Origin of the sequence: Nostoc sphaeroides (assembly GCF_003443655.1) — a bacterium.
GTDB lineage: Bacteria > Cyanobacteriota > Cyanobacteriia > Cyanobacteriales > Nostocaceae > Nostoc > Nostoc sphaeroides.
This window is the reverse complement of sequence record NZ_CP031941.1, coordinates 5,264,438-5,290,000: the sequence shown is the minus strand read 5'-3', so window position 1 is coordinate 5,290,000 and position 25,563 is coordinate 5,264,438. Positions and strand designations below refer to the sequence as shown.

18 protein-coding genes, 2 tRNA genes and 1 pseudogene are annotated in these 25,563 nt (G+C 40.9%); 5 read left to right on the top strand and 16 right to left on the bottom strand.

Going from position 1 to position 25,563, the window contains the following annotated elements; all coding sequences use genetic code 11:
• Positions 1–467 precede the first annotated feature (467 nt).
• Positions 468–2,702 carry a GumC family protein gene (locus D1367_RS23570; RefSeq protein WP_181984939.1) on the top strand — a complete coding sequence of 745 codons (2,235 nt, stop codon included), beginning with the start codon at positions 468–470 and terminating at the stop codon, positions 2,700–2,702.
• A 51-nt stretch (positions 2,703–2,753) separates the two neighbouring features.
• Here D1367_RS23570 and D1367_RS23565 read toward each other — a convergent pair whose 3' ends face one another.
• The 4 genes from D1367_RS23565 to D1367_RS23550 all read right to left on the bottom strand — a co-directional run bounded on the left by D1367_RS23565 (position 2,754) and on the right by D1367_RS23550 (position 8,931).
• Positions 2,754–3,251 (bottom strand): lipase family protein, encoded by a 498-nt coding sequence (locus D1367_RS23565; RefSeq protein WP_181984938.1) that lies wholly within the window; start codon positions 3,249–3,251, stop codon positions 2,754–2,756.
• Positions 3,202–4,152 carry an alpha/beta hydrolase family protein gene (locus tag D1367_RS23560; protein WP_118168641.1) on the bottom strand — a complete coding sequence of 317 codons (951 nt, stop codon included), beginning with the start codon at positions 4,150–4,152 and terminating at the stop codon, positions 3,202–3,204. Before D1367_RS23560 ends, D1367_RS23565 begins: the two co-directional genes overlap by 50 nt.
• Before the next feature lie 421 nt (positions 4,153–4,573).
• Complete coding sequence (locus D1367_RS23555; protein WP_118168638.1) at positions 4,574–5,941, bottom strand: lipoxygenase family protein; 1,368 nt, start codon at positions 5,939–5,941, stop codon at positions 4,574–4,576.
• A 212-nt stretch (positions 5,942–6,153) separates the two neighbouring features.
• Positions 6,154–8,931 (bottom strand): LamG domain-containing protein, encoded by a 2,778-nt coding sequence (locus tag D1367_RS23550; protein ID WP_118168636.1) that lies wholly within the window; start codon positions 8,929–8,931, stop codon positions 6,154–6,156.
• Positions 8,932–9,650: 719 nt separating this feature from the next.
• On the opposite strand from D1367_RS23550, the gene D1367_RS23545 reads away from it, so the two are divergent.
• Entirely contained in the window at positions 9,651–10,796 is a 1,146-nt protein-coding gene (locus D1367_RS23545; RefSeq protein ID WP_118171628.1) for a SpoIID/LytB domain-containing protein, read from the top strand.
• 127 nt (positions 10,797–10,923) lie between these two features.
• On the opposite strand, the gene D1367_RS23540 is transcribed toward D1367_RS23545, so the two are convergent.
• Entirely contained in the window at positions 10,924–12,222 is a 1,299-nt protein-coding gene (locus D1367_RS23540) for a hypothetical protein (RefSeq protein WP_118168634.1), read from the bottom strand.
• 127 nt (positions 12,223–12,349) lie between these two features.
• Between D1367_RS23540 and D1367_RS23535 the strand changes: the two genes are divergently transcribed.
• Positions 12,350–13,390: a histone deacetylase family protein gene (locus D1367_RS23535; protein ID WP_118168631.1), complete on the top strand. Its 1,041-nt coding sequence runs from the start codon at positions 12,350–12,352 to the stop codon at positions 13,388–13,390.
• Between the two features lie 301 nt (positions 13,391–13,691).
• A complete protein-coding gene (locus tag D1367_RS23530) occupies positions 13,692–14,171 on the top strand; it encodes a hypothetical protein (RefSeq protein ID WP_118168629.1) in 480 nt (159 codons plus the stop codon).
• Between the two features lie 89 nt (positions 14,172–14,260).
• Here D1367_RS23530 and D1367_RS23525 read toward each other — a convergent pair.
• The 9 genes and pseudogenes from D1367_RS23525 to D1367_RS23485 all read right to left on the bottom strand — a co-directional run bounded on the left by D1367_RS23525 (position 14,261) and on the right by D1367_RS23485 (position 22,858).
• Positions 14,261–14,332: transfer RNA gene (locus D1367_RS23525), tRNA-Gln, on the bottom strand.
• A gap of 145 nt (positions 14,333–14,477) precedes the next feature.
• A pseudogene (locus D1367_RS23520) lies at positions 14,478–14,908 on the bottom strand (ISKra4 family transposase); the annotation flags it as partial.
• A gap of 151 nt (positions 14,909–15,059) precedes the next feature.
• Positions 15,060–16,214, bottom strand: coding sequence for a polysaccharide pyruvyl transferase family protein (locus D1367_RS23515; RefSeq protein ID WP_118168627.1), 1,155 nt, complete (start codon positions 16,212–16,214; stop codon positions 15,060–15,062).
• Between the two features lie 113 nt (positions 16,215–16,327).
• The gene (locus D1367_RS23510) at positions 16,328–17,779 is read right to left on the bottom strand and encodes a lipopolysaccharide biosynthesis protein (RefSeq protein ID WP_118168624.1); all 1,452 of its coding nucleotides are present in this window, start codon (positions 17,777–17,779) and stop codon (positions 16,328–16,330) included.
• A 318-nt stretch (positions 17,780–18,097) separates the two neighbouring features.
• On the bottom strand, positions 18,098–18,895 hold the full coding sequence (locus D1367_RS23505; protein ID WP_118168622.1) for a WecB/TagA/CpsF family glycosyltransferase: 798 nt from the start codon (positions 18,893–18,895) through the stop codon (positions 18,098–18,100).
• On the bottom strand, positions 18,867–19,001 hold the full coding sequence (locus D1367_RS32900) for a hypothetical protein (RefSeq protein WP_267255621.1): 135 nt from the start codon (positions 18,999–19,001) through the stop codon (positions 18,867–18,869). Before D1367_RS32900 ends, D1367_RS23505 begins: the two co-directional genes overlap by 29 nt.
• Before the next feature lie 656 nt (positions 19,002–19,657).
• Positions 19,658–19,741 (bottom strand) — tRNA-Leu (locus D1367_RS23495).
• A gap of 106 nt (positions 19,742–19,847) precedes the next feature.
• Complete coding sequence (locus D1367_RS23490) at positions 19,848–20,990, bottom strand: alpha-hydroxy acid oxidase (protein WP_118168618.1); 1,143 nt, start codon at positions 20,988–20,990, stop codon at positions 19,848–19,850.
• 452 nt (positions 20,991–21,442) lie between these two features.
• On the bottom strand, positions 21,443–22,858 hold the full coding sequence (locus D1367_RS23485; protein ID WP_118168016.1) for an RNA-guided endonuclease InsQ/TnpB family protein: 1,416 nt from the start codon (positions 22,856–22,858) through the stop codon (positions 21,443–21,445).
• Positions 22,859–22,937: 79 nt separating this feature from the next.
• On the opposite strand from D1367_RS23485, the gene tnpA reads away from it, so the two are divergent.
• A complete protein-coding gene (gene tnpA / locus D1367_RS23480) occupies positions 22,938–23,342 on the top strand; it encodes an IS200/IS605 family transposase (RefSeq protein WP_118168015.1) in 405 nt (134 codons plus the stop codon).
• 100 nt (positions 23,343–23,442) lie between these two features.
• Here the strand turns inward: tnpA and D1367_RS23475 are convergent, their stop codons facing one another.
• Both D1367_RS23475 and D1367_RS23470 read right to left on the bottom strand, forming a co-directional pair.
• On the bottom strand, positions 23,443–24,345 hold the full coding sequence (locus D1367_RS23475) for an RpnC/YadD family protein (protein WP_118171627.1): 903 nt from the start codon (positions 24,343–24,345) through the stop codon (positions 23,443–23,445).
• Between the two features lie 95 nt (positions 24,346–24,440).
• Entirely contained in the window at positions 24,441–25,319 is an 879-nt protein-coding gene (locus tag D1367_RS23470) for a M48 family metallopeptidase (protein ID WP_118168616.1), read from the bottom strand.
• Positions 25,320–25,563: the final 244 nt, after the last annotated feature.

Here is a 25,563-nt window from a genome sequence, read left to right as displayed (position 1 = left end):
AGCAAATAGATAGCAGTTTAGTTTGAGGAGTAAATCAACTAGTTACCCAGTAATTTACGGTTCACTAAGTGTATTAATAATCTCCAAATACTATGGTTTAGATATACTTATCAATGTTTTTCTTGTATTACAAGTTATTCAAATAACTTTAATAGTATATTAATGTTGTAAATCAGAGAATTTTATACTTAAGTACTTAGCAAAAATAATTAATTTTTCGTCAAAAATTTTCCTCCTTAAATAAAATATTTATTAAAAATTTATTCTTCCAACACTGATTAAGAATTTATATGCATGAATTGATGAACATGAAAGCGCCAGTTGGCATAATATTGTGCCAAGTGAGCTTGTCATTGTTGGAAGAATAGTTAAGTATGCTATTGCTGCTATAGGTGTAAAAAAACATTTAACATTTCTTATAAATCTTCCAAATAAATATAGTGTTTCGATATTAGAGGAGTTTGATAGTGGCTAAGACTAGTCTGAATAAAGAGCAACAGATTACTACTTCAGCACAAGGCGCAGTTGACATCAGACAACTATCTACTATTTTGCTTCGGCGACGCTTGCTGATATTGGGGGTTTCCTGTGTAGTTATGTCAGCTGCTAGCCTCCTAGCTTTCATTGCGAAACCTACTTACCAGAGCAATATGCAGATATTGGTGAATTCCAATTTATCTGAAGGCACACAGTCAAATAATATCCCACCAAGAGAAGACACCAACGTTACCGATGTCTACGACGGGCTACGCCTACGCAATTCTCAAGTTGTTGATTCCACTACTCAGATGAAACTCATGCTGAGTTCTAAGTTGCTTCAGAAAACCGTAGATTTACTTCATTCTGATTATCCTGATATTACCTTAGAGTATATCAATGGTCAAACAGAACAGAACAAAAAAGCACCTCTAGAAGTGACTCCAGAAGAGGGAGGTATAGGAGCTAATAAAGTTTTTAGTCAAGTATTTAAGGTTTCCTTCAATGATGACGATCCACTCAAAACACAAAGGGTACTTCAAGCTCTACAAAAAGTCTATCAAAACTACAATAAAGAGCAACAAAAAGAACGTCTCAATCAAGGGCTGGGTTTTGTAAATGTTCGCCTACCTGAAATAAAAAAAGAGGTAACTAAAGCTGAGAAAAATTTGGAACAGTTTCGCAATAAACATAAATTACTCGATCCCGAAGTCCAAAGTAAAATTATTTTAGAATCTCTAGCTGATATTCAAAAACAGCTACAAAGCACTCGTGCCCACCTTCAAGATGTAAACGCTCGTTACGATAATCTAGAGCAACAAATAGCGTCATCATCTCAGCAAAATGCACTATTTTCTTCTCGTTTAAATCAGTCAAGTCGTTACCAAACACTATTGAGTGAAATTCAAAAAACTGAACTAGCTTTGGCTAAGGAGCGGCTGCGCTATACAGACGATTACCCATCGGTACAAAAACTAAAGCAGCAACGCCAAAGTCAACTGTTGCTATTACGAGAAGAGGTGAAAGCTATTACTACTAGCAGTAAAGGTGAAACGCCCTTCAAAGAGCAAATGGTAGGGGTTGAGCCAAAGCTACTAGACGAGTTAATTTTGGTACAGACAACTGTCTTAGGACTAACTGCTAATGAAAAGAATCTAGCCGAGTCAGAGCAGCGACTTCGCTCTGAGCTAAACAAATACCCAAGCTTAATAGCAGAGTATAACCGTCTGTTACCAAAGGTAGAAACTAGTCGTAAAACCCTTGAACAATTACTTCAAGCACAACAGTCTTTGGGATTGAAAATTGCTCAGGAAGGATATAGCTGGCAAGTTTTGGCAGAACCTGCTCTGGGTACTTATATGGGGAGCAACAGATTATTATTTTTGGTGGGAGGGGCGGTAATTGGGCCGATTTTAGGTATCTTAGCAGCCCTGATTTTGGAAAAGTTTAATGACGCTATTTATTGTGTCGGAGATTTAAAGAAACTGACGAATCTACGTGTATTGGGGTCAGTACCAAAACTACCGTCGTGTAATGTCAAAAAGCGGCGGCTGGCCCTACCTTGGAATGGGCGACGAAGCTCAGATTCTTCTATAGTAGAAGCCAGTACTAGATTACCTGTCCATGAAACCCTGGACATGATCTACCAAAATATTCAAATATTAAAATATCCCTTACCCTTCAAGTCGTTGATGTTGACTTCAGCACTACCAGGGGAAGGGAAGACAACTTTAGTATTAGGGCTTGTGGCTAGCGCTACCCGAATGCATCGACGGGTATTAGTTATTGATGCTAATTTACATAATCCTAGCCTGCACAAAATCCTGGAACTATCGAATGATTGGGGACTATCTCTGTTATTAGTTGATGAGACGACAACTCATTTTCAAGATTACATCCAGCCTATTCACCCCTGCATTGATATTTTGACTGCTGGGCCTGAAGCAGAAGACACGGTGAAGTTGCTTAGTTCTCAACGGATGAAAGAACTAATTGAGTTGTTTGAGCAAAGTTATGACCTAGTACTGATAGATGCTCCACCTATCTTAGGTACAGTTGATGCCAGAATCGTGGCAGCTTTTTGCAATGGGATTGTAATGGTAGAGCGCATGGGAAAAGTGACGCGAACTGAACTGACTCAAGCAACAGAAATTTTGAGTCAGTTGAATTTAATTGGAATTATCGCTAATGAAGTGAGCAATTCTAAAAATGTATTGGCATCGTAGACTGAAGAAGACGCGGGGACTAATTTCCCCGCGTTCTCTTTTGGACGATAACTACACCTTGTCAAGCTGACGCATAGCTAATCGGCGGTAGTCACCCATGCGGTGATCGCCGACACTGTCAGACTCAAACTCTAAATTGACAGTACTCTTATAGTAGCCCTTTAAGCGATCGCACCAGGCTGTCCAATTCAACCAGGAAAGTAGTATATTCTCACGCAAATTGCCATCAGAATCGAAATACAATAGCTTTCCGACATGACTAAACTTCATGCTGGGAATACGAGGAACTATATCATTATTGTTCACCGCTCGAAAGAAACGCTCTTTCATCCCCTTATCCAAGGATTGAGCAAAAATTTGATCGCCTACTCTTGGTTGCCCAAAAGTATAAATCCCCGCTATCTCATATTCTGGCATCTCTTGATCGAGAGTTGCACCCGCCAAGGTCGCTAATGCTCCACCTAAGCTATGCCCCGTTATCCAGATGGGCTGGTTATTGTTACGTAGACTTTCCAGACGACCGATTCGCCTCCGGCCAGAGAGACCCAAGGGATTGATAGAAGCCTGCATGAACCATTCCCACTTTCCAGGCGGCTTTCAGCAGTTTGATGTTGGTCATCCAATCCGTCAAATTTTCTGTCCCCCGAAAAGCAATAATGATTTTTTCATCATCACCAACCATAAGACCTTCGGTGTCAGTGTCGGGAAATTCCAGATAATGTTCATGACCATTGATCTGGAAACCCAGTTTTTCTAGTTTAGCTTTACTCTCCTCTGGGGTGCTGTAAGCTGCTTCGGCAAAATAAGCTAAATAAGCTAAATTTCCCTTACTAAAGGTGCGAGTGTTTGGCTCAAACACGCTTTCTAGAAAAGCACCTTCGGAAGTGATTTTAGTGTCTTCTTGTTCAACTTCCGATTTTAATTGCCACCACTCATTGGCATAGGGAGCCTTAGAAATATAACCATCGTAGCGAGTACATCGAGCCAGTCGTTGATTTTTGTAGTGGAGGTTAGTCAGATAAACATCGTCTCCCTGGCGAATTTTGTTGTCACCACTGCGATCGCGTTTGTTGATTTGCCAGCTTTGCTTTTTATTGTGAAAATTATCGATCCAATAGTAACAATCATGGCTATCTACCCAGCAACCCAAGACATTTTGCTGATTCGGCAGCGATTCTGTAGATTTTAGTCGGATCACTGCACCATCAGTTAACTCACCGGTTGAATCTCCCAGAATCTGCAACTGTATATTGTTAGATTCGACTAGCTTTTTATTCTTGCCTAGCTTTTTATTCTTGCCTAGTTTAGGCCAATGATACCGACTGGTTTTGCCCTTACTAAATTGAGTCACATAGTCGCCGTTCATGTGCTGTAAATAGATGATGTCGCCATACTTCAGCACATCGCCAAGCTTTGTAGCAGTAGACTCGGATTGCAAATTAACTACCATATTGTCTGCTATTTTTTGAGAATGAGTTTGATACTTTGTCCAGTAAAATTTGTGTTTTTTTTGAACTAAATTAGGACTTACGCATAAGAGATCCCCCAACCCCCTTAAAAAGTTGGCTCTTTTAGATCCCCCCCTTAAAAAAGGGGGTTAGGGGGCAATACGGTTCAGTTAAGGAAAATTGTAGGTTGGGTTGAGCGACAGCGAAACCCAACAAACCCGCCAAATGTTGGGTTTCGTTCCTCAACCCAACCTACGTGTATCAAGGTTTTTGGCTTTAACTGAACCGTATTGGGTTAGGGGGGATCGAGGTTTCAGGTTTTGAGTGCGTAAGTCCTATAAATGAAAGCAAAATCAGTACTTCGACTCCCTTCGACTACGCTCAGGGCAAGTCGCTCAGTAACAATGTCTTTTCAGACTGACACTAAATACTGATACTCATCAGAATTGTGTCGATCGCAATTCCTGGTTCGATTTGTTCCCGATTTTCCCAGAGTGCTTCTTTGAGCTTGTTAGCAACAGGCTGATCCACACCCATGATCGGGTTATGGCGAACTGAGGTAAGGTTCAAGGTCGTTGATAGCTGTCTGCCATTTCTCGCAGCCGTCATCGCGTCATTCTCCTTCCACATACCCAGGGTTGCATACTCAATATCCCCGCCATCTTCATACTGCTTGTGATTCACCCAAGAATGCTGGAAGGTGCTGATATAGATTACATAAACGCACATTTGGCGCAGGTCTTGCAGGGTTTTAATGTCTAATGTTCCCAACTCTGGTTTGAGAATGGAGTGAGCAGCTAAATCCTTGGACATTGCTTCAATTTCAGACCAGTATTGTTGAATACCAGCTTGATTTTGATCAAAAAAGTCTTTAACATACTTATTGATGATTTGCCAGAAGGCGATCGCTGCTCGGTCATAGTGATTATTAGCGACATAATCGGGCAGTGTGTGCGATCGAGGACTCCAATTACGATAGGTAAGGGTTTGCAATCCTTCTACCAGAATTTTTTGAGTATCCTGATAATTTAGGGCGGTTAATTGGGGAACAACACCCTCTTTAGTTTCTGAACCGACTAATTCGCTTAAACCCTGCTGATTAATCGACAGCAAGCCCTCAAAATGCGGCTCTAACAATTCAATGATCGGGTTATTGACCACATTACGGTAGTAGGCCATTGCATATTGATCGATGTTCAGGTGAGTACCACCTAAATGAGCTACGGTTTCGTGCTGCACAAACTCGGCAGAACGGAAAAGTTTTTTTGCCCATTCCCAATCTTGATCACTAGGACTAAGATTCTGGATCTTCGTCTCTCCGTGTAGGATAAATTCAATGGAATGGACATGAAGTTGTTGTCCATCCAGACAGAAACGGGCTTCAATGAATTGGGGTAAAATCCCGTTTGGATCAACGCTCACGCCACTAAAATCGTAACGAATAACATACTGCCAAGGCTGATTTTCTACTCGCTTCAGCTTACCCGGACTGAAACCATTCAAACGACGCTCGACAAAAAATTCATCACTAAATTTATCGGGACGCAGACGGGTAAGATTAGGTATCAGGTAGGAAATAGTATTAAGCTCAGTTCCCCCACTTTTTAGGTTAGGGGCAGTTAGAATTTGACGAACTCCGCCTAGTCCGTACAAGCTAGACTTAAAGTTGTACTGCCATTTAATGCTTGGTAGCACAGTGGGGGGAAGGGGTTTGGTGACATCAAAGGTAGGTATGTTGGACGCGTAGATGAATTTTTCTTGATTTGCCTTTCTTTGCTCAGAAACGGTCATGTTTAATACCTCTAAAATCTGGATAGAAAATGGGTTCAATGCGATCGCCTAAATCGGGGTTTCTCCCTCGATAATTCTTCTTTAGGACTTACGCACGAATTATGGAATAACGAACCGCAGAGGCGCAGAGGGCGCGGAGAAATTAGAGTTTGAGAGATATTTTGCGTAAATCCTTAAAAAAGTGAGACTTTTGGAATTACGTCAGAAGTCTGCTAAATGCTGATACTCATCATCAGCTTCTCTAGGGGAAGTCCTGGTTCAATTTGAGCGCGTTGTTTCCAGATTGCATCCTTCAGTTCAGCAGGCCCCACATCCATAATTAAGTTGCAACGAACCGCCGTCAGGTTTTGCATAGACAATATCTGTTTAGCGTGTCTGGCCGCTAACAGGGGGTCAGTGTCTTTCCACGCACTCATGGTCACATAATCAACGTCGCCAGCATCTTCAAATTGCTTGTTATTGACCCAGGAGTGGTAGAAAGTGCTGTTATAGATCACATAAACACACAAATCCTGGAGGTCTTGCATGGTTTTGATATCGAGAGTTCCCAATTCTTTTTTCAGAATGCTGTTGGCGCTCAGGTCTTCAGACATACCGACAATTTCTGACCAGTAACTTTGAATGCTTGCACGGTTGTTGGCAAAGAAACGACTCACATAGTCAGTAATGATTCGCCACATCGTGGATGCACTGCGATCAAAGTGGTTGTTGGTAACGTAATCGGGGAGAAATTGCGATCGCGGATTCCCATTACGATAGGTCATATTACTCAATTCCTGGCGAATCAAGACATACATATTGTCAACATCCACACAGGAGAGGAAGGTAACAGCACCGTCTACATCCTTGCCATCTTTATCCTTGTATCCCAGAATGGCAAATACACCCCGTGTATTCATATTCAGGACAATTTCCAGATGGGGTTCGAGTAACTTTTGAATGGGATTGTTGATGACGTTGCGGTAAAACGCCATTGCATACTGATCTATATTCAGGTGGAGACGACCCAGATGTATTCCCGTTTCGTGGTAGAGAAATTCGGTACAACGGAACAGTTTTTTCGCCCATTCCCAGTCTTGATCGCCGGGGCGTTGGGTTTGGACTTGGGTTTCACCAAAGAGGGTGTATTCGATGGAATGGGGGGTTAGTTGTTGCCCTTCCAAACAGAAGCGAGCTTCAATCAATTTGGGCAAAATGCCGTGGTTATCAATTTTTTGAATGCCACCCATGTCATAGCGGATGACATATTGCCAGGGCTGGTTTTGCACTCGCTTGAGTTGACCAGGGTTGAAGCCATTGAGACGGCGTTCTACAAAAAATTCATCACTGTATTTGTCGGGACGCAAACGTGTCAGGTTTTCCGGCGCAGTCGCAATTTGTTTAGCTGGCAGTTTGGCGGGAATTTTCGTAGGGTCGCCGCCATTTTCCATCAAGACTTGCCGTACCAAGACATCCTTGGTTGCTCCTCCCAAACCATAGGCTGATTGATAAAAATTAGCCAGCCAGCGTGCTGGTGGGTGTACTTCAGATGGAAGCGGTTTAAAGGCATCTAAAGCCCGAATATCACCAATTTTGCCTGCATAGCTAAATTTTTCTTTGGGATTTAGAATAGCGATCGGCAACTTAGATTTGCTCCAAGTGGCGCCAGCAATCATGCCAAAGTTATCAGAAAAACAAGAATCGTAGGCTATTTCCCCTGAACCCTTTTCCAGTAACCAATAGCCAACCAATCCTGGTTCAATATTTTCTAAACGGCGAGAGAGATTGGCTTGGATTTCGGCGGCGGTGCGAGGGATGTTCCAGATGCGGAGTTCTGCCAGTTGACCAGCAAAATAGGAATTATCGACATAACGTTTGCCAATCAATAAGTCTGCGTCGGAGTTGTCGGCGAACGCTCCTTCGATTTTAGCTGCACCTTGAGACTGTCCATTAACAAACAGTTCGACCTGCTGGTTACTGACAACCACAGCTAGGTGATACCACTTTTCAAGGGCAATCTCTGTCTTGGTAGTTCCTCCGAAAACCAGATTGCGTTTATCCTTTGTGGAGTAGATAAACATCGGCAGTTTTGTACTTTCTTCAATAAAGAGGCCATAGAAAATCGCCGCCTTATCCAAAGAAGGTTGACCTGGTTTGTCTGGTTCGGCGGGATTATATTGCTTTGTAAAAATTGCACCACCTTGGTAGGAACCTAAATTGACCCAGGCTTCCAAGGTTAGTGTTTGAGTTAGATTGAGAAACCTCAGTCCTTTGTCAGAACTTTGCCCCTTACCACAGGAAATATAGTCATCTTTGCCATCAAAGGAGAGAACAGATTGTTGCTGAGTTTCCAGCTTTACAGGGAGTTCTGCTTTCGTCCAAGTTGTTTCGTAGAGTTTGCCATTATTGCCAGCAATAGTGCGATCGCTTACATCTCCATCTAAAGGAAAATAACCAACCAATCCTCGTTCACTACCCACTAGACGGCGATTCATCTGCTGTTCAATTTCTAATTGAGTGCGGGCTTGATTCCAGATGCGAAATTCCGCGAGAGAGCCTTTCCAATAGTTAGTAGCACTAGCAAAAGAACCAATGACAAATTTTTGAATTCCACCTAACAATCTCTTCTGTCCACTACCTTGATGCCAGACTTTGCCATTTTGATAAATGTACATTTGTCCGGTGACAGCATCTTTGACAAAAGCCCAATGAGTCCAGACATTGTAATCAGTAAGTTGCACTGGTTTTTCAATGCGATCGAACCCATTCTGATTACCTGCATCCCAAAAAATCCGAGTATCTGCGATGTGTTTCCAAGGCAGATGAATATTTAAAACCCGGACATTTTGAGCGTTATAAGCCTCCAAAATACTGGTTTGTTGGGCGAGACTATTTTCTCCTTTAGCCCAAAATTCGATGGTGATTGCCTTTTCAATAGAAGGAAACCCTTTAGACAATTCAACACGATCATTCACACCATCAAAAGTGAGAACAAAATTTTGCTCAGACATGAATTACTTCCTTCCTAAATGCCTAATTGAGCGCTGCAAATAATCAATTTTAGACGATTATTAAAAGAGTTTAGGAATAGCAATACTAAACTCCAAACCCAAATCTCAGCTTCCAAAATTGGAGCGATACTTGATACTAAATTACAATTCAAAAGTCTGGTATGTAGTCCAAAAAAGTTATTAGCACTTAGCCTTCGTATAACTAGTTTAAATGTAGCAGCTTGCTTATTGGCACAGTATTTTTACTGGAAAAATAACTAATGACACATTTATTTTATAAATTCCGGTGTACCTTTTTTGTTGAAAAGTGTAATTTCGGGAAAAAAAGTTAAAGGTTGCCAGTCAATACTGCGTAGGTTTTGGCAAGAGACGCGATAAATCGCCGTCTTTACAATAATCAGTCCTTTGTAGAGACGGGGATTTATCGCGTCTTTGTGATGTAGGGTCTGTCATGATAAAACCTTATCCGAACCGTATTAGGTTGCCAGTAACATTACTGCTGACAACAGTTGCTCAAGGGTAAAATCACTGACTCCTTCACCGAATTTTAGATTTTAAATTTTAAATTTTGGATTGAAGATTTCTACCTGATAGCTAAAGCAAAATGCATAATTAGTAGGAGGTGGCAACCTCCTGCGTTGGAGAAGTGTCTCATCTTAAAGTAGTAGACGCCATAGTTAAGAGCGTCAATTAGATACTAGTGTGATTAGATGATCAGCATGAAATTCCAACTTTACTTAGGCTCTTTATTTTCCCAGATTAAAGTACGTCATTGGTGGGTAAGTGTCCTCTTGTGGATAGCTTTGGTTGCCCCAGCTCAAGCGTCTGTAATCCTACGGGTTGCAATTGAGAGGGGGGTTAATCAGGTAAAAGTGGGCAGTTCCACCACTGGGATCGTCAAGGATAGTACTGGTAGGACTCTCGGACAGTTGCCAGCGATGAGTGCATATTATGCCCAAGCTATTCCGGGCGGAGTTGCTTTAGATAAGTGGCAGTCTGGTTTATTTTGGATTGAGCCAACTGGTAAAGGATTCGTTTATATTGGCGATCGCTGGTATCGGGGTAGAACTCTGGTTGTTCCCACAGACAAAGGCTTAACGGCTGTTAACTGGGTTGATGACCAAGAGTATCTCTACAGCGTTCTTGGTGGGGAAATGGATGCTAGCTGGCCCCAAGAAGCTTTAAAAGCCCAGGCGATCGCAGCTCGCACCTATGCTCTTTACGAACGAGAAAAACAACGGAATAATCCCGTTTACGATTTAGGCAATACCCCCGATCGCTGGCAAATTTATAAGGGCGTCATCAGTGAATCTCCTGCAACTTACAAAGCAGTTGATGAAACAGCAGGACAGGTACTAACTTACAAAAACCGGATTATTCTCTCAGTTTTCCACGCTTGTTCTGGGGGACACACCGAAAACGTTGAAGACGTTTGGGGAAATGCGTTGCCGTACTTGCGGGCTGTTCAAGACTACGATCAAAATATCAGCGCGTGTAATTGGGTAAAAACCTTCTCGCCCAGTGATATTAGTGCTAAATTCCCTGAGGTAGGCAATGTGACGGCAATGATTCCAGAAACATTCTCGCCTTTTGGCAGTGTTAAAGTCTTGAAAATTGTCGGTAGCAAGGGCACAAAAGTTCTACAGCGCGAGCAAGTGCGGACAGCGCTGAAGCTAAAAAGTACCCGTTTTAGCGTCACGAAGGGAGCCGATGGCAATTTTGTACTCCAAGGGCTTGGCTTTGGTCATGGTTTAGGCATGAGTCAGTGGGGAGCATACAATCTAGCTCGGCAAGGAGTGAACCACCTGCAAATTTTGGGACATTATTATCAAGGTGTAGCCTTAACACCAATTCAGGCGAAGTAAAGAGAAAGTTAGGAGTTAGGAGCGATGCCCTGAGCCTGCCGTTCGCGCAGCGTCTCGTAGAGAAGGGTTAGGAGTTAGGAGTTTAAATAAATCTTAATTATTCACTCCTCACTCTTAACTGTTAACTCTATTCTCCACTCCCCCGTTCCAAGCGCCGTTGCCATTCAGCGTCCATTTTTGCGGAACGCTCAACTTCTTGGTCGAGTAAGTCAGTTTCGCTAGAATACACTAAATCTTCGTTGCCAATGACTTTTTCTGCTGCAAATTGTTGGGCATAGTTGATTTTTTGTTGCAAAGGTGCATCAGGACTTGCTAATATCCTTGATCTGGAAATGCGATCGCGGTTGCGATCGCCTATTTTGCGATTACGCCACTGAATCCAGAAATAACGCAATAACGGTATGCTTAAGAAACCTGCTCCGTAAGCCAATAGTAGCCAAGAAATTCCTTGCACAAAAGCTACCAGTCCACCTAATTGGGCAGCAATAGTGCCATCTCCCAACAAACTTCCGAGTACTAAGGCAAGAACAAAATTTAGTACACCCAACCCAGCACTCAGCATAATTTGCCCTGAACTTGCAGCACTAAAACGCCAAGGAAATTCCTCCAAGTGATCTGATATTGCATGACGGCGCTTTTTAACTGCACTCACCTGCAACTCTGGGAAGTAATAAACAATTTGCCCTTCTGGACTTACCCCCGGTTGCCCATTAAATCGCGTCAGAACGGGCAGCATATAATCTTCGTACTCTCTTGTATATCCCTCGCCAATGTCATCCAAATATGGGGCAATTTGTTCTGCTACTACTGCACCACGGTTATTCCGAATCACCGTAGCAATTTCTTGCCACCGACGTTCTTCTAAGTTGGCGTTAGGATTACCATCGCCAAACAAAAACGAAAACACAGCTTCAAAGAAATTTAGATCGCTTTCTTCTCGCCTTTCACGCCGTCGTTCCTGATAGTGGGTGTCATAATTTGGGCTAAAATACCAGAATAAATTTGGAAAATAGAAGAACCCCCCACCCCCAAAACTACTGCCCCGATTGTCGCCGTCACGATCTGAATTGGCAGCAGTAATGATCATGAAGATGGTAACAGTTATAAGGGCGATGGAAACAGTTAAGAAAATTCCAAAAGAAATGCGAATCAGATAAAACACAACACTCCAGACCTTTTTCCACCATTCCTGCAATCGTAACTGGAAGTATTTATTACGCAAAATTGCTCGAAAATTTTGTGGAAAAAGGTAAACTATATCACCTGAATCCGCCACTTGCAAATGTCCCCCAGCATCAGATGCCAGGGCTAATAAGCTTTGATTAGCTTCAGCGACGTTCAATCCTGCCTGGGTTGCCACATCACCAACAGTGACACGGTAGCCCAGTTTTTCCACAGCTTGCATGATGGTGGGACTAGGAGCCATTGCTCTCCCCTCCTGTTGAAACTTAATTGCCTTTTCTTAAGTATAAAGTTTTATTTGAAGCGACTTGGTAGGGGTAGAAATAAAGCATGAAATCATTAAAAATAGAAATTCTTACTATTTCATCTATATGAAAGCCATTGTCAGTCCATACTTTGAAGCTCAAGGCCCTTCGCAATTTATTCAAAGAGGACGCTTCGTTGAACACCCCGATGTAGCGCTAAGGGGTCGGCAAATTCTTTTGGGGTTGTTGGAGGGAGGATGCGAAATAGAATTTGCACCGCCGCCAGAACTCTGCATCTCAATCCTTAGCGAATCAATCCTTGCAGTACACGACACTAAATATATTGACTATCTCAAGGTTGCTTGGTCGCATTGGTCACAAATTCAGAATGCTAGCACTGAAATATTTCCCAATATTTCTCCAAACCGCCATATGGTCAATTTCAACGAAAACCCTGTTGCTTTAGCGGGATGGTACATTGCTGACTGTGCCGCACCAATCGGACAATTCACATGGGAAAACTCACTAGGTAGCGTATCTGCGGTGATTGTAGCGACATCTCTGATCAAAGCTGGGGAACTGGTTGTTTATGCTTTGTGTAGACCAAGTGGACATCATGCTTGCCGCGATATGGCAATGGGTATGTGTTTCTTAAATAACAGTGCCATTGCTGCTGTTGAGCTTCGTAAGCAATTTGACCGAGTGGCAATTATTGATATTGATATGCATCACGGTAACGGTACGCAGCAGATTTTTTATCAGCGTAGCGATATTTTAACAATCTCGATTCATGGCGATTCAAGAGATTTTTATCCCTTCTATAGTGGCTTTGAAAAGGAATGTGGCTCAGGCGATGGCGAAGGATATAACTTGAACATTCCACTGCCAAAAGGAAGCAATGAGGCTTTTTATCTAAAAGCTCTAGAAAAATCTGCCAGCAGAGTGTTATCGTTCAAGGCTGAAGCTTTGGTAGTGGCGACAGGTTTCGACACCTTTAAATCTGATCCTCTGGGTTGCTTTGCGCTGGAGTCTAATTCCTACTATAAAATCGGTAGAATGATTCGCTGTTTGAATCTACCGACACTATTTGTGCAAGAGGGTGGATATTTCGTTGAAGCCTTACGGGAAAATGCTCGGCAACTCGTTAAAGGTTTTGAAAACGTTTGAATAGTAGCTAAGGGAACTCCAAAAAATAAATTATTCCACATTAAAGTCGTTGACTGTTGACTGTTGACTGTTGACTGAAAACTCGTGAACCGTCAACGGTCAACGGTGAACAATAGCAATGGAATATTTTTTTACTTGGAAGTCCCTAATGCTGGTGTAGCTAGTTGCTGTTCATTAACGAAATCTTTACATAAATTTGGTAAATCAACACTAAAGTGAATCAGCCAACAAATAACCTGACACACAACATGTTATAATAATTTGCCTCAGCTTGGTTAACCAGCAAATTTTCTGCTCAAATATGGTTCAGTATACTCTCGCTCAAAGCCCAGAAATTATCCTTACTGTTTCTGGAAAAGATTCAGCAAAAGCCCGTGATAAAGCAATGGATCAGTTAATGGAACTGATGGATACAGGTAAGCTACCCACGGAACTGGAAGAAGGATTTGGCCCTCAACAATTAATTGAGGTTAAAGAGTCAACTATTGATACTGCTAGCGGTGAGGATACAATTACACAAGCTGTCCAGGTTCTAAGTAACCTAGCGACACTCAAGTTGAAAGTTCAGGAGTCACGAACTGAAGCGTTGGAAATTCGCAAAGCGGTTGATGTTCTGTTCACCGATGAGTCGGTGACTGAAGAGGAAATTACTCGACTCAAGGAAGGTTTTAAAGTTCTCAAAAATTTTGCCCAAGCTAATGTGCGTTACCAAGAAGCGCGATCTAAAGCAGAACAGGCTCGACAGACTCTGGATCAAGCTCTCAAATCGCCTGACAAGTAACATTTATAGACTTAGATGTATTGAGAAGCATCTTAAAAATGTAATTAAAAACTCTAAAAGACAGGCTGTTATACCTGTCTTTAGATTTACTGGGGCGCTAGGATTCGAACCTAGGGATGGCGGGACCAAAACCCGCTGCCTTACCACTTGGCTACGCCCCAACAACTTTACTCTAGTTAATATAGCAGTTAGACCTGGGTTATTGTCAAGTACTTTTATATTTAATTTCAGACAAAGGGTTTTTACAGCAGAAAATTGATTGGTTTGAATTCCTACAGTTCAAGTTAAGTTGACGCAAACAGGCAATGGCAATTGCAAATCTTGCCGTAGCACTAGTATGCGCTGAGTTGAGTGACCCACGGCTACCCCCGTCAACGCGTCTATCTCGGCTTCGGCATTTTGGTATGATTCGTTTGCAGACAGTCGTAAGCAACATTTTTCCAATAAAGGACTGAGTTAACTACGTGGCTTCAATCCTAATCGTTGTGCTTGTTTCGCTTTCAACTTCAGCACCCCCACACAACTTTTCACTCTTCGGAGTTTACCTATTTTGGTTCCTGTTGTCTGTTCAATAAAAAAAGGGCGATTTCGGGACTAACTCGTTCTAACATCTGAGTTCGCACTGTTTTTTCAATGCTTTCAAGATCGGTTAGTGTAGTTTTGTCCGTCTGTTCATATAGAAGGGTTGCTAGTTCTTTTAAGCAGGCTTCTAGACGTGCTTGTTTTTCGGGTGTCATGTTTTAGATGGGCGGTTTAAGTATTCCCCTACATTCTCCCAACAACTAGTGTATCTGCCAAAGAGGGATGCTCCTGAGATAAAGGTACTTATGCCAACTCTATACAGGCTCCTCAATATTTAGAGTTCCTCAATATTTAGATGCGTTTGCCCTAAGTCATTACCTGCTTAAATATTGCATCCGCAGAATTTTGGTTATGCTCAATACACAAATCAACATCTTTTCTTATCACATTAATATCAGCATCAATTTCATTTAATATTTCAGATATATGCGTGCCCTTCGAGATATCTATAACCATCCGCATTAGACCTGCATCTGAAAAGATACTGGTTATTTTATCATGCTTTAGTGTATCTACTACCGCAACTGGTATTGAACCACAAAGCATTGCAAACATCAGTACATGTAACCGATTGCTAAAAGTCATGTAGGCGCGAGAATACAAATCATACATAGATTGAGTATTTATCTTTTCTTCAATAAAAATTACGTTACAATCATCTTTATATCTATTACTAATATCTTTACAAATTTCATAATCAAGATCAACTTGATAGGAAATTAGCAACTTTTTCTGCCATTTTTTACCAACCATAGAAACAATTTTGTCTAAAACCGGAAAAAGACTGTTCTTATATATATCTGGATCGTCAAAAGAATTAGTAGAGTTTCTAAAACTAAATATTACGTATTCATCGTGTAACTTAACTAATTTATTACTCGCGTATGGAGTTTTCATCAACCAAGCCAAATCAGGAAAAATTTCAACTTTATTTATCCCTAATTTCTTTGCATAATCTTCTGATTTTGTGTCTCTAACTGAATAAAAATACATAAATTTAGATCTCCACCTTTCTGCTAGCTGATCTAGTTTTGAAAAGGGTCCAATGGAAACTCCAAATCTACATATACGAACACCAAGAATCTTAAATAAAGCCAAGCTTGTTATTTGTTTTATTGTTTCAATTAAGTACCTAAAATAATCTATCTTAGGATTAGGAATACTAAAACGATGTCCTGGAGTTAGAATATAGTAAATTTCGTTATTTGAATAAAATAATGCTTTCAAAGCAAGTACTAACATTAAAATACTAAATTTATTTCCGTACTTGCTAGCTTTTTCATCATCTTTTATATCTAATTCCTGACAAAACCACTCTGGAACTCCTCGTTCATTGATAATGATAGTTCCATATTTTCTTAAGTTATCTAATAAGATTTTAATGATCATCACATCTCCCAGATTTTCGTATTGAGTCTGGGCAGTAAAAAAAAATATTTTCTTTCTTTGACTATTTTTCACGTAAAATTACTCCGGCTAAGATTTAAATGTTACTTAAGACAATTAATAGTATACAGTATTTGTTTTAATTTTATTTGTCAAATCGTAATCAATTTTATCTTGACTGCATTAAGCTAACGGGCTATATTTCTTATCTGCCAAAACAATTTTGGTGCAATCAAGAAAATAGACAAAATGTATACAATTATACCAATAAATAGAGAAATAGCTAATACTGCCGAGGAACTTATTAAGTTACTCAAAAAATATTTGATAACAAAGATTACAAATAACATAACTATCGTTCCAGCTAACGAAGCAGCACCCTGGCGCAGATAAGTCAGCACATTAATATGGATTTGTTTCCAAATTACCCAAATAAGAATAGGCGCTATCAGGTACATTCTAATCACAAAAGCAGATGCAACAGCCACAATTCCCCATCGGACTGCTATGGAAAACCCAATAACATTGATAACAGCTTGAATGAAATCCATAGCTAGCTTATATGAAGGTTTTCCGACTGCCATTAGCACAGATCCATTGAAATAGAAATATGCGTAAGCAATACCAGTAAGGTTTAAAATTTGCATTACTGGCACACTGGGTAACCATTTTGTTCCAAATACAACTTCTACTATTTCAGGTGCTAATATCAATGTGCCTAAGAAAGCTGGAAAGGTAATCAAACTTGTTAGTTGGATTGCTTCATAAAGCGCATTTCTTAATCTTTCTGGCTCGTGCTGTAACTTTGAAAATGTTGGCAAAGTAACTTTTGCTATGGTGCTAGTTAGCAATTCTGTCAATATTGAGAACACGCGATAAGCAATGGTGTAATAGCCTAATGCAGAAGAACCTAGAAAATAACCGATTAAAAAGTCATCGGAGCGACGGCTAAAGAAGTAAAATAAATTCATCCCCATCACATTCACTCCGAAGGAAAATAGTTCCTTGAAGTGTCTTACCGAAAATCTTAATTTTGGTCGCCAATCACTTACCCACCATATTATCAAAACTCCTGCCAAATTATTAGATAATTGCTGACCGACAATACTCCAAACTCCAAATCCCATCAACGCCATAGTTATGCCTACTACACCGCCAATGGCTACTGCCACTAGCGATCGGGTGGCAAGAGTTTTAAATGCTAGCTTCCGCTGAAAGATTGCGTTCTGAACGCTACTGAAAGCAGTGATTAAAAATCCAATAGACAAATAGCGGATGATTGGTATTAACTGTGGCTCTTTGAATAAGTTACTAACGAAACTAGCACCGCTAACACATAGTATTGCTAGTAGTACGCTGATTCCCAAATTAGCCCAGAAGGCAGTATCTAAATGCTCTACTTCTAAGTCCTGACGTTGAACAATTGCTTGAGTAAATCCCTGATCGAAAAAAACTTGGAGAAATGCCAGAAATACACTAGCTAATGCAATCAAACCAAAAGTTTCTGGACCTAACAAACGCGCAAGTATAAAGAAAACAGCGAATGAAATTACCTGCCGTCCCCAACTTTCGATGGCAGACCACAATACTCCTTTAACAGCCTGTTGTCGTAAATTTGATGAACCTTGAGGTGATGCCATTACAGAATTGACCCATGAAACGACTGAGAATGTTTGATTTTAATCACCATTTTTTTTAATAAAGACTCCTATTAAACAACTTAATCAGAGCAATTGTTTACTAGAGCGCCATAATGATGGAATACTCTAAAAATTTACTGATGAATTTTGAGAGTTTTTATATAAAACGCTCTGTTACTTACATTTTCTGGCTTGAACTGGTATCTAACTTTGCTAGTTATTGGTTACAACAACATAAATTAATATTTTTGGTTAATAGAGTTAACAGCCGTATCATACCAACAATGCCATGTACAATAGAACACATATTTGTTTTCTTTAATCCCCAGTCTCGTGCAGGAAGACTGCTGCAATACGACTTGATGATAGTAGTTGCTTCGTAGCTAGCCATATAAATAGTGGAATAGTTTTAGCATAGCGACCGCAAAGCCTGCGTGGTTCTTGAATCCATCGATACAGCCATTCAAGTCCTAAGTCTCGAACTACGCGGGGTGCCCGCTTGTGAATTCCTGCATAAACTGGGAAAACTCCACCCAGTCCAATCATTACAGCTTCTATCTTACCTTTATGTTGAGCTATCCAATTTTCTTGCTTAGGACATCCCAGAGATACTAATACGGCGCTAGCACCACTAGAGTTAATTTTTTGAACCAAAGCTTCGTCTTCAGTTTCAGTCAGGGGGCGAAAGGGTAGAGGTTCCATCGCCGCAATATTCACCTGCGGAAATTCCCACTCTAACCTTTTTCGCATCCGAGAAAGAACTTCTGTTTGCGAACCTACAAAGAAAATACTAAGATTTTGTGTTTGAGTTAGCTGACACAATGCTAGGAAAATATCCATTCCTGCCACACGGTCTTGATAAAGCGCTCCCATTTTTCGCATCATCCATACCAGAGGCATACCATCAGGAGTAACTATGTCTGCATTTCGTAATACGTTAGCAAACTCTGGATTCCAATGAGCTTCAATGAGCATGTGTACATTGGCTACATATACAGTTTTACTCTCACGCCTCCTCGCCCACTTCAGTATTGTTTGTACTTGATCGTCAAAGCGTAAAGCAGTAATAGGAAAATCCAGTACTTTTTTAGTAGGTAGAAGCATTCTTGCCACCATCAATAACTCCTGTGTCCAACAAAAAAATCCATAGATTATCTAGACCATTCCGAATATTCAAGAATTCAGATAAAATGACTCCTGACTTTTTGTAGCCTTGTGTCATCGTTGGAAGTTAACACATGGAGATGCAATTGCTTTCTTAGTATACTTTTGACTTAACCCTTAATATTAGAATTATTGGCTGTTGTGTCTTAGTTTACTGTTTTAAGCTAGAGATTTCAGACGCTGCCTAGCAAAATTCATACTTCCTTCATAATTTTTTTTTGATTTGTTCATCCAAACATTACAATTGCGATATATTCCTATAAAATATATGTAAATTTGTAGTATCTTATACATTTTTTAATTACATAGTAAAGTGAAATACTAGACACTCAACTTGCCTATTTTGATACGTAAATATGCGCTTAAGAGGTAGAATTAAAATTAAATTAGTATAGTTTTTTCTTATGACTTTCCAAGTTTATTGCAAATTTAATTTAGTCTAGATATTGAAAAATCCCTGAATTTTATTTTTTTCTGAAATAAAATCCCAAAAAACAAGGGGAAGATAAACTTATCTTCCCCTGCTTTATTGTTTTTGTCATTGTCTGGTTTGTTAGCTTCTTTGAGTCTTTGTCGTAACATTTGCCTTTGTTTTTTGAGTTGCCTCTTCCTTGCAGAACCGCCTCTACCTTTGTCGTTCCTGCCTTCTTTACGGGGAGACTCCCATCTTTTCAGGCGCATAACTTTTTTACCTCTTTAGTAGTTATTTGGTAGTGGGCAGGAGGAGAATCGAACTCCTATGACCGCAAGGCCGCCACATTTTGAGTGTGGTGCGTCTACCAATTCCGCCACCCGCCCATATATCCAACCTTAACTAGTATACTCTAATTAAGTGATTTTGTAACAAGTCTGAAAATTAATTTTCAAAGTTTTCCTGGAATAATAGGTCTAAGAATTTTCTGGCTTACAGGCGTGACAGGGTCAATAAACTAGGGTCAATATCCTGTAGTTTAGCGCAGCCGCTAAGTGCCATTCCCAGATTTAACTCATCTTGTAGTAGTGAGATGACATGAGATACACCAATTTGCCCTGCTACTGCTAGTCCCCACAAAATGGGCCGTCCGATTAGTACCGCTTTTGCTCCTAATGCCAGAGCTTTGAGAATGTCTGTGCCCCTACGGATGCCTCCATCCAACAGGACTTCTACTTTACCATCTACTGCTGCTACTATTTCAGCTAGAGCGTCTAAAGAAGCGATCGCACCATCGAGTTGTCTGCCACCATGATTGGAAACAACAATTGCTTTGGCTCCATATTCTACAGCCCGAACAGCATCATCTCCTCGTAAAATTCCTTTGATGACTAAAGGGAGTGGAGATAAAGACTGCAACCATTCCAAATCGTCCCAAGTTACTGCTGGGTTTAGCTGTTGGGCAAAATAGGTAAATAATCCAGATTCGCCTTTTTCATGAGAAATATCTAGCCCTGAGATGGTGGCGAGATTAGCCAGATGTAAGTGTGAGGGTAGGGCAAACTCGTTACGTCTATCTCTTTCTCGCTGTCCGAGAACAGGTGCATCTACAGTTAGACAAAGTGCTTTGTAGCCTGCTTTATAGGCTTTTTCTACCAAAGCACGAGTTAATTCCCGATCTTTATGGATGTAAAGCTGGAACCATCGCAGAGAATCTGGAAATTTATCACATGCACTCGCCACTTCTTCCATGCTCTTTGTGGCCATTGTACTTAACACCATGCCCACACCAGCTGATGCCGCGGCTAATGCTGTGGCAATTTCTCCATCTGGATGGGCTAGACATTGAAAAGCCATCGGCGCAATTAATAAAGGTAATTGCAGGGGTTGCCCTAATATGGAGGTAGTGAGATTGCGTAGGCGTAGCCCGTCGTAGACATCGCTTACATCGACTAATACACGAGGTCGCAACTTGACTCTCTCAAAAGCAGCACGATTATCTCGTAATGTAATTTCGTCCCAAGCACCACTACTATAGTAATCAAGCGTCATTTGAGAGAGATGATCTTTTGCTAGCTTTTCGTACTCAAACAGATTTATGGGTTGAAAGCGATCGTCGTTGGGTAGAACTGTCATGGTAGAGGCTGTGGGTTAAGCAATGGGATGTTTTTTAATCCGATTGTCCGATTGAAGAAGCTTAAGGAATAAGAATTAACGTGACTTCGACAAGTCTTATTTGACCTCTCCCCCAACCCCTCTCCGACACGGAGAGGGGAGCAAAAAGCTGAATTTTTCATTGCTCCTCCTTTTCCGTTTCCCAGAGGGAGGCTGGGAGGGAGAGGTTCATCGAACTCACGTTAAGAATTAAATAACATACAATTTATGTCCTTGGTTTACCTCACCCTCAATCCCTCTCCTTTATAAGGAGAGGGAAGCTAGATAATTGATGAAGTTTTGCATTTTATTTAATTCACGTTACTAAGTAATCATCGATTTCTTTGTAAAGCTGGAAAACCCAGCATCTCCGACTGAGTTCTTCTAAAGGAACCTATTTATTGACACTCTCCGACCTGAAGGTGCGGAGATTCTTAAGACTTCACAATCTTAATATCCTGATTGCTCAGGTTCCCAAACTCACCACGTTTGCTCATGGAGCGTGGTAATATCTTTTGGGCGTTTAGCTGTCGAGCAGCAAGTTTCGCAGAGTCCCCGCGTACTATCTCAAAACCTCTATCCCTGATTGTCTTGGCTGCACCTATGTCAGCGTGTTCGTGATCCCCGCACTGGGTGCAGATGAACTTCTCACCATCACGATTAGACTTATCAACATGCTTACATTTTCTGCATTCTTGGGATGAGTGTTTGGGGTTAATTTTAATTACGACCTTTCCAAGCTTTGCAGCGAGATACTGAATCTTTAAAATCAACTCACCCCAGCTTGCATCAGAGATAGCGCGATTTAATCCTTTTTTTCTAGATTGTCCGTTTTTGAGAAATCTACCAGTTTTTTCGTCAACTTTAATTTTACATCGCCTCATCATTCCCGAAACATTGAGGTCTTCTAACGCAATAGCATCAACCTTTCTAGAAACTATCTTATTAGCAACATGCCACTGGTAAGCTGTTCTTTTGTCTACAGTTTTCTTATGAAAACGTCCTAAATTATTGGCTGCTTTTTTACGGTTTTTACTGCCTTTAACTTTTTTGCTAACTCTCCTTTGTCTAATCTTTAAAGTCCGTTTAGATTTCTTGTTGGTTGAAAACTTAGGATTATCGATTTGATGCCTGTCTGACAAATGGACAAGTTTTGTTATCCCCAGGTCGCAACCAAGAATAGAATTAACTTCATCCAATGGTTTTGATGCATAGCTAGGTATAGCTTTGTCCTCAATCCGAATTGAGACATACCAACCATCCTGACGTTTTCTAACTGTCGCAGCTTTGATAGTAAATCCATTCGGTATTAAGCGGGAATTAAAAAACCGCATCCATCCTAACTTAGGAAGATAGATTTTACTGCTTTGAACTTTAACACCCATCTGGAATGTGAAAGAGGTAAAGTTACTGCGGTTCTTAAACTTGGGGAATCCCCTACCCTCAAAGAAGTTTTTGTAAGCAGTGTCCAAACGTTTTACATTTTGCTGTAACACCGTAGAGTCGATTTCAGCAAACCAAGGTCTAGCTTTCTTCAAATCTGGCAACGCTGTTATTTGGATATCTCCAGCACTGCGCCGTGGATTTTTATCCTTACCATCTTTGCCCACTTTGACATCCTTCCAAGGCTCTCCGCTTGCACCATTTTTGCTAACGAAACAAGTAAGTGGACACGCCTCCGATCTAGTCCTGATGTCACAATATTCACCCTGGATGAACTGTTGATTGTATTGGGCTATTCTATCGGCTAAACTCCAGTTGTAAGTAGAACGAAGCATATCCAACCAACTACTCAATTTAGTTGACTGAGTAATGTTAGGACGAAGCTTGTAAACGTAATTTGTCAGCAAATACTATCACCCCCTTGTTGATTGATTAAGTCAAATATACACTATATATAGACAAAACACAATCACTAATTAGGGAAGTATGGGAAGTTTTTCTCCAGACGAGTACAGACACGAAGGTAATGCAATATCACTACTCAACTATCATTTTGTTTTTATACCCAAGCGCAGAAAGAAGGTATTGATAGGTGGAGTAGCAGAAAGGTTGCAGCAAATTATTTGTGAAGTTTGCATTGAAAATAGGTGGAAAATTGTTGCAATGGAAATCATGCCTGACCACGTTCACTTGTTTTTGAACGTGAAACCAACAGATAACCCATCCCAAATCATGAATAGAATTAAAGGACGGGCTTCTCATCACTTAAGAAAAGAGTTTCCAGAATTGCTTAAACTTCCAACTCTATGGACACCAAGCTATTTCGTTTCAACTGCTGGAAATATTTCTACAAAAAATGTAATAGAGTATATTGCACACCAAAAAGGTTAGGTCGGAACACCGTGAACGGTGCTGCTAGCCTTCATCCCCTGTCTGAAGTACGAGATACGGTGCTTACGCACCTGTCTCTCAGGGGTTTTCGGCATTTCCCTTATAATTCTTCCCTGGATAGTTGCAGCAATAAAGGAGTAAATTCCTCTGGAGATAATGCCAATAAAGCTTCAGTAATTCCTCTTAGTTCTGCATCTAAAGAACCAAAGCGAACTTGCAACAAATTCTCTATAACATTACGACGTTCTGCTTGAATTCCTTCTTGAATTCCTTCTTGAATTCCTTCTTGAATTCCTTCTTGTTTAACTTCTGCTAATTTTTGCTCGTAAATAGGTGATAAACGCATAATTAAATCTCTATCCTCGTCGTCTATATTGTGATTGAATTCTAAGGTAGTTTTTAAACTTAATAATAAATCAATTGCTTTGGAACGTAAGGGATTATTTTGCGGAAGTGCTTCTAGTTCGTCTATTGCTTGTTGCTGAACTCTTCCCTTACCTAAAATTCTCAACCATAGTGTGTCTTCTGTACAGGTTAATTGGTGAATTACCACAATTGCTGTTCTAAAATAATCGCCTAAAAAATGTACTCCTATTCCCCAATTTTCTTCATCTAGGTTAGTTCTAAAACCATCCAATATAGATTCAGAAGCCGTGGGTGATAAAATCCACAAACGTGGTAATTCTGATTCTGAAAGCCGAGTTTTATCACCTTTAGCTTGACGTTTTACTTCAGCAAAGATATCAAACAATTTATTTATGCAACTGCGTATCTCCGCAATTGTAGCTGCATTTCTAAATGGTTCAACTAATGCAGGTTCAGCCGCAAATTTTCCTAGCAGCCCTAATTCTATTGTATTTGTCGATTGGAGTGAAGGTAGAAAATAAACATCAATCTCTCGGATTTGGGCTGGAACTTTCCGACTTGTTTCTACTTCTCCCAATGGTTGTAACAATTCTTTAAGATAGTCTTTGGCGAACTGGTCGTAAGGAAACCTGGTCATTAGCTGATTTTTGGGCTGTACCAGCATTTTACATCACAGTGAATCGCTCATAGTTCGCCTCAAGAACTTTAATAAGTGCTATTTCACCAGTACTTTTACCAGTTTCGCCATCCGCCTTTGGGTGCAACTTCATTACTTGTAGACTTCAGTCCATGACTTTGGATTAAAGATTGATATTCTGTACTGCTTGCCCAACGGTCGATTTCTCGCGCCCGTAGCACTGGCACTGGATGGGTTAATTGGGCTGTGCGGGCAGCTTTGACCATTTCACCTAGTTCGGTCTTGCTAATATCATCGTAAGCACGAGCTTGGTCAACAAAGGCATCGAGATTCAGTTGTGGCGCTAAGGTGGGGGAACCACCCGCCAACTTCATCAATACTGACATAACAACTTTGGGGTCTTGGGTTGCTAGTAATGCGGCGCGATCGCAGGTAAACTCAGCACAGCGTACCCATTCTAAAAGCTGTGCCTGTATCGCTTGAGCAACGAAGGTTCCAACATTGGGCACAATCGCCGCAGCTAATATTAATAAATTTACAGGCGTCAAATAAACACTATGGTCACACTTGAGATGCCCCAACTCGTGGGCAATTACTGCCTGTATTTCTTCTGGTGTGAGGATATCAATCAGGGATGTGTGTAGCACAACAAACGGCTGCTTACCCCGCACAGCAAAAGTATAGGCGTTGGGAGCCGGATGTTGCCGGACGTACAACTGGGGAGGCTCTATATCCAGGATTTTGCAGGCATCTAACAACAGCTTGTATAAATCGGGCAGTTGCTTTTCACCCACCAGAATGCTGGAGGCAATATTTTCCACATAAAAAACCTGCTCTGCCATTGGCCCAAGCCAATTTCGCACCAACATATCTATGCCTGGTATTTGCTTGAGCGTTTTGGTAGCTTCCAGGTCTAATGGATGACGAAATGAGTCAGCTTTTAAACCAATCAGAGGGGTTTTGAAGAAAGACATAGTGCAGCAAGCTATAAAAAACACAACTATGGAATCTGGCTGTTCATTTAAACCAGTCACCTACAGTTAGTATAACGATGTGAACTACCCCACCGCTTATGCGGATGGGGCTTCCCAATTCAACGGGAACTGCCTCCAAGACTGCGTAGTTCTATTGGTCTTACATTCCCTCCTCTTGTCAGGAGTCCTGGTTCCCAAGACCCATACTTTTCCTTGCAACATATACCTATTAGCTAATGGTTTT

Bases quoted from the DNA above. Each gene is read 5' to 3' on its own strand.
- D1367_RS23560 (WP_118168641.1), bottom strand. From the start codon at position 4,152: ATGGTAGTTAATTTGCAATCCGAGTCTACTGCTACAAAGCTTGGCGAT.
- D1367_RS23555 (WP_118168638.1), bottom strand. From the start codon at position 5,941: ATGACCGTTTCTGAGCAAAGAAAGGCAAATCAAGAAAAATTCATCTAC.
- D1367_RS23550 (WP_118168636.1), bottom strand. From the start codon at position 8,931: ATGTCTGAGCAAAATTTTGTTCTCACTTTTGATGGTGTGAATGATCGT.
- D1367_RS23545 (WP_118171628.1), top strand. From the start codon at position 9,651: ATGAAATTCCAACTTTACTTAGGCTCTTTATTTTCCCAGATTAAAGTA.
- D1367_RS23540 (WP_118168634.1), bottom strand. From the start codon at position 12,222: ATGGCTCCTAGTCCCACCATCATGCAAGCTGTGGAAAAACTGGGCTAC.
- D1367_RS23535 (WP_118168631.1), top strand. From the start codon at position 12,350: ATGAAAGCCATTGTCAGTCCATACTTTGAAGCTCAAGGCCCTTCGCAA.
- D1367_RS23530 (WP_118168629.1), top strand. From the start codon at position 13,692: ATGGTTCAGTATACTCTCGCTCAAAGCCCAGAAATTATCCTTACTGTT.
- D1367_RS23510 (WP_118168624.1), bottom strand. From the start codon at position 17,779: ATGGCATCACCTCAAGGTTCATCAAATTTACGACAACAGGCTGTTAAA.
- D1367_RS23505 (WP_118168622.1), bottom strand. From the start codon at position 18,895: ATGGTGGCAAGAATGCTTCTACCTACTAAAAAAGTACTGGATTTTCCT.
- D1367_RS32900 (WP_267255621.1), bottom strand. From the start codon at position 19,001: ATGACACAAGGCTACAAAAAGTCAGGAGTCATTTTATCTGAATTCTTG.
- D1367_RS23490 (WP_118168618.1), bottom strand. From the start codon at position 20,990: ATGACAGTTCTACCCAACGACGATCGCTTTCAACCCATAAATCTGTTT.
- tnpA (WP_118168015.1), top strand. From the start codon at position 22,938: ATGGGAAGTTTTTCTCCAGACGAGTACAGACACGAAGGTAATGCAATA.
- D1367_RS23475 (WP_118171627.1), bottom strand. From the start codon at position 24,345: ATGACCAGGTTTCCTTACGACCAGTTCGCCAAAGACTATCTTAAAGAA.
- D1367_RS23470 (WP_118168616.1), bottom strand. From the start codon at position 25,319: ATGTCTTTCTTCAAAACCCCTCTGATTGGTTTAAAAGCTGACTCATTT.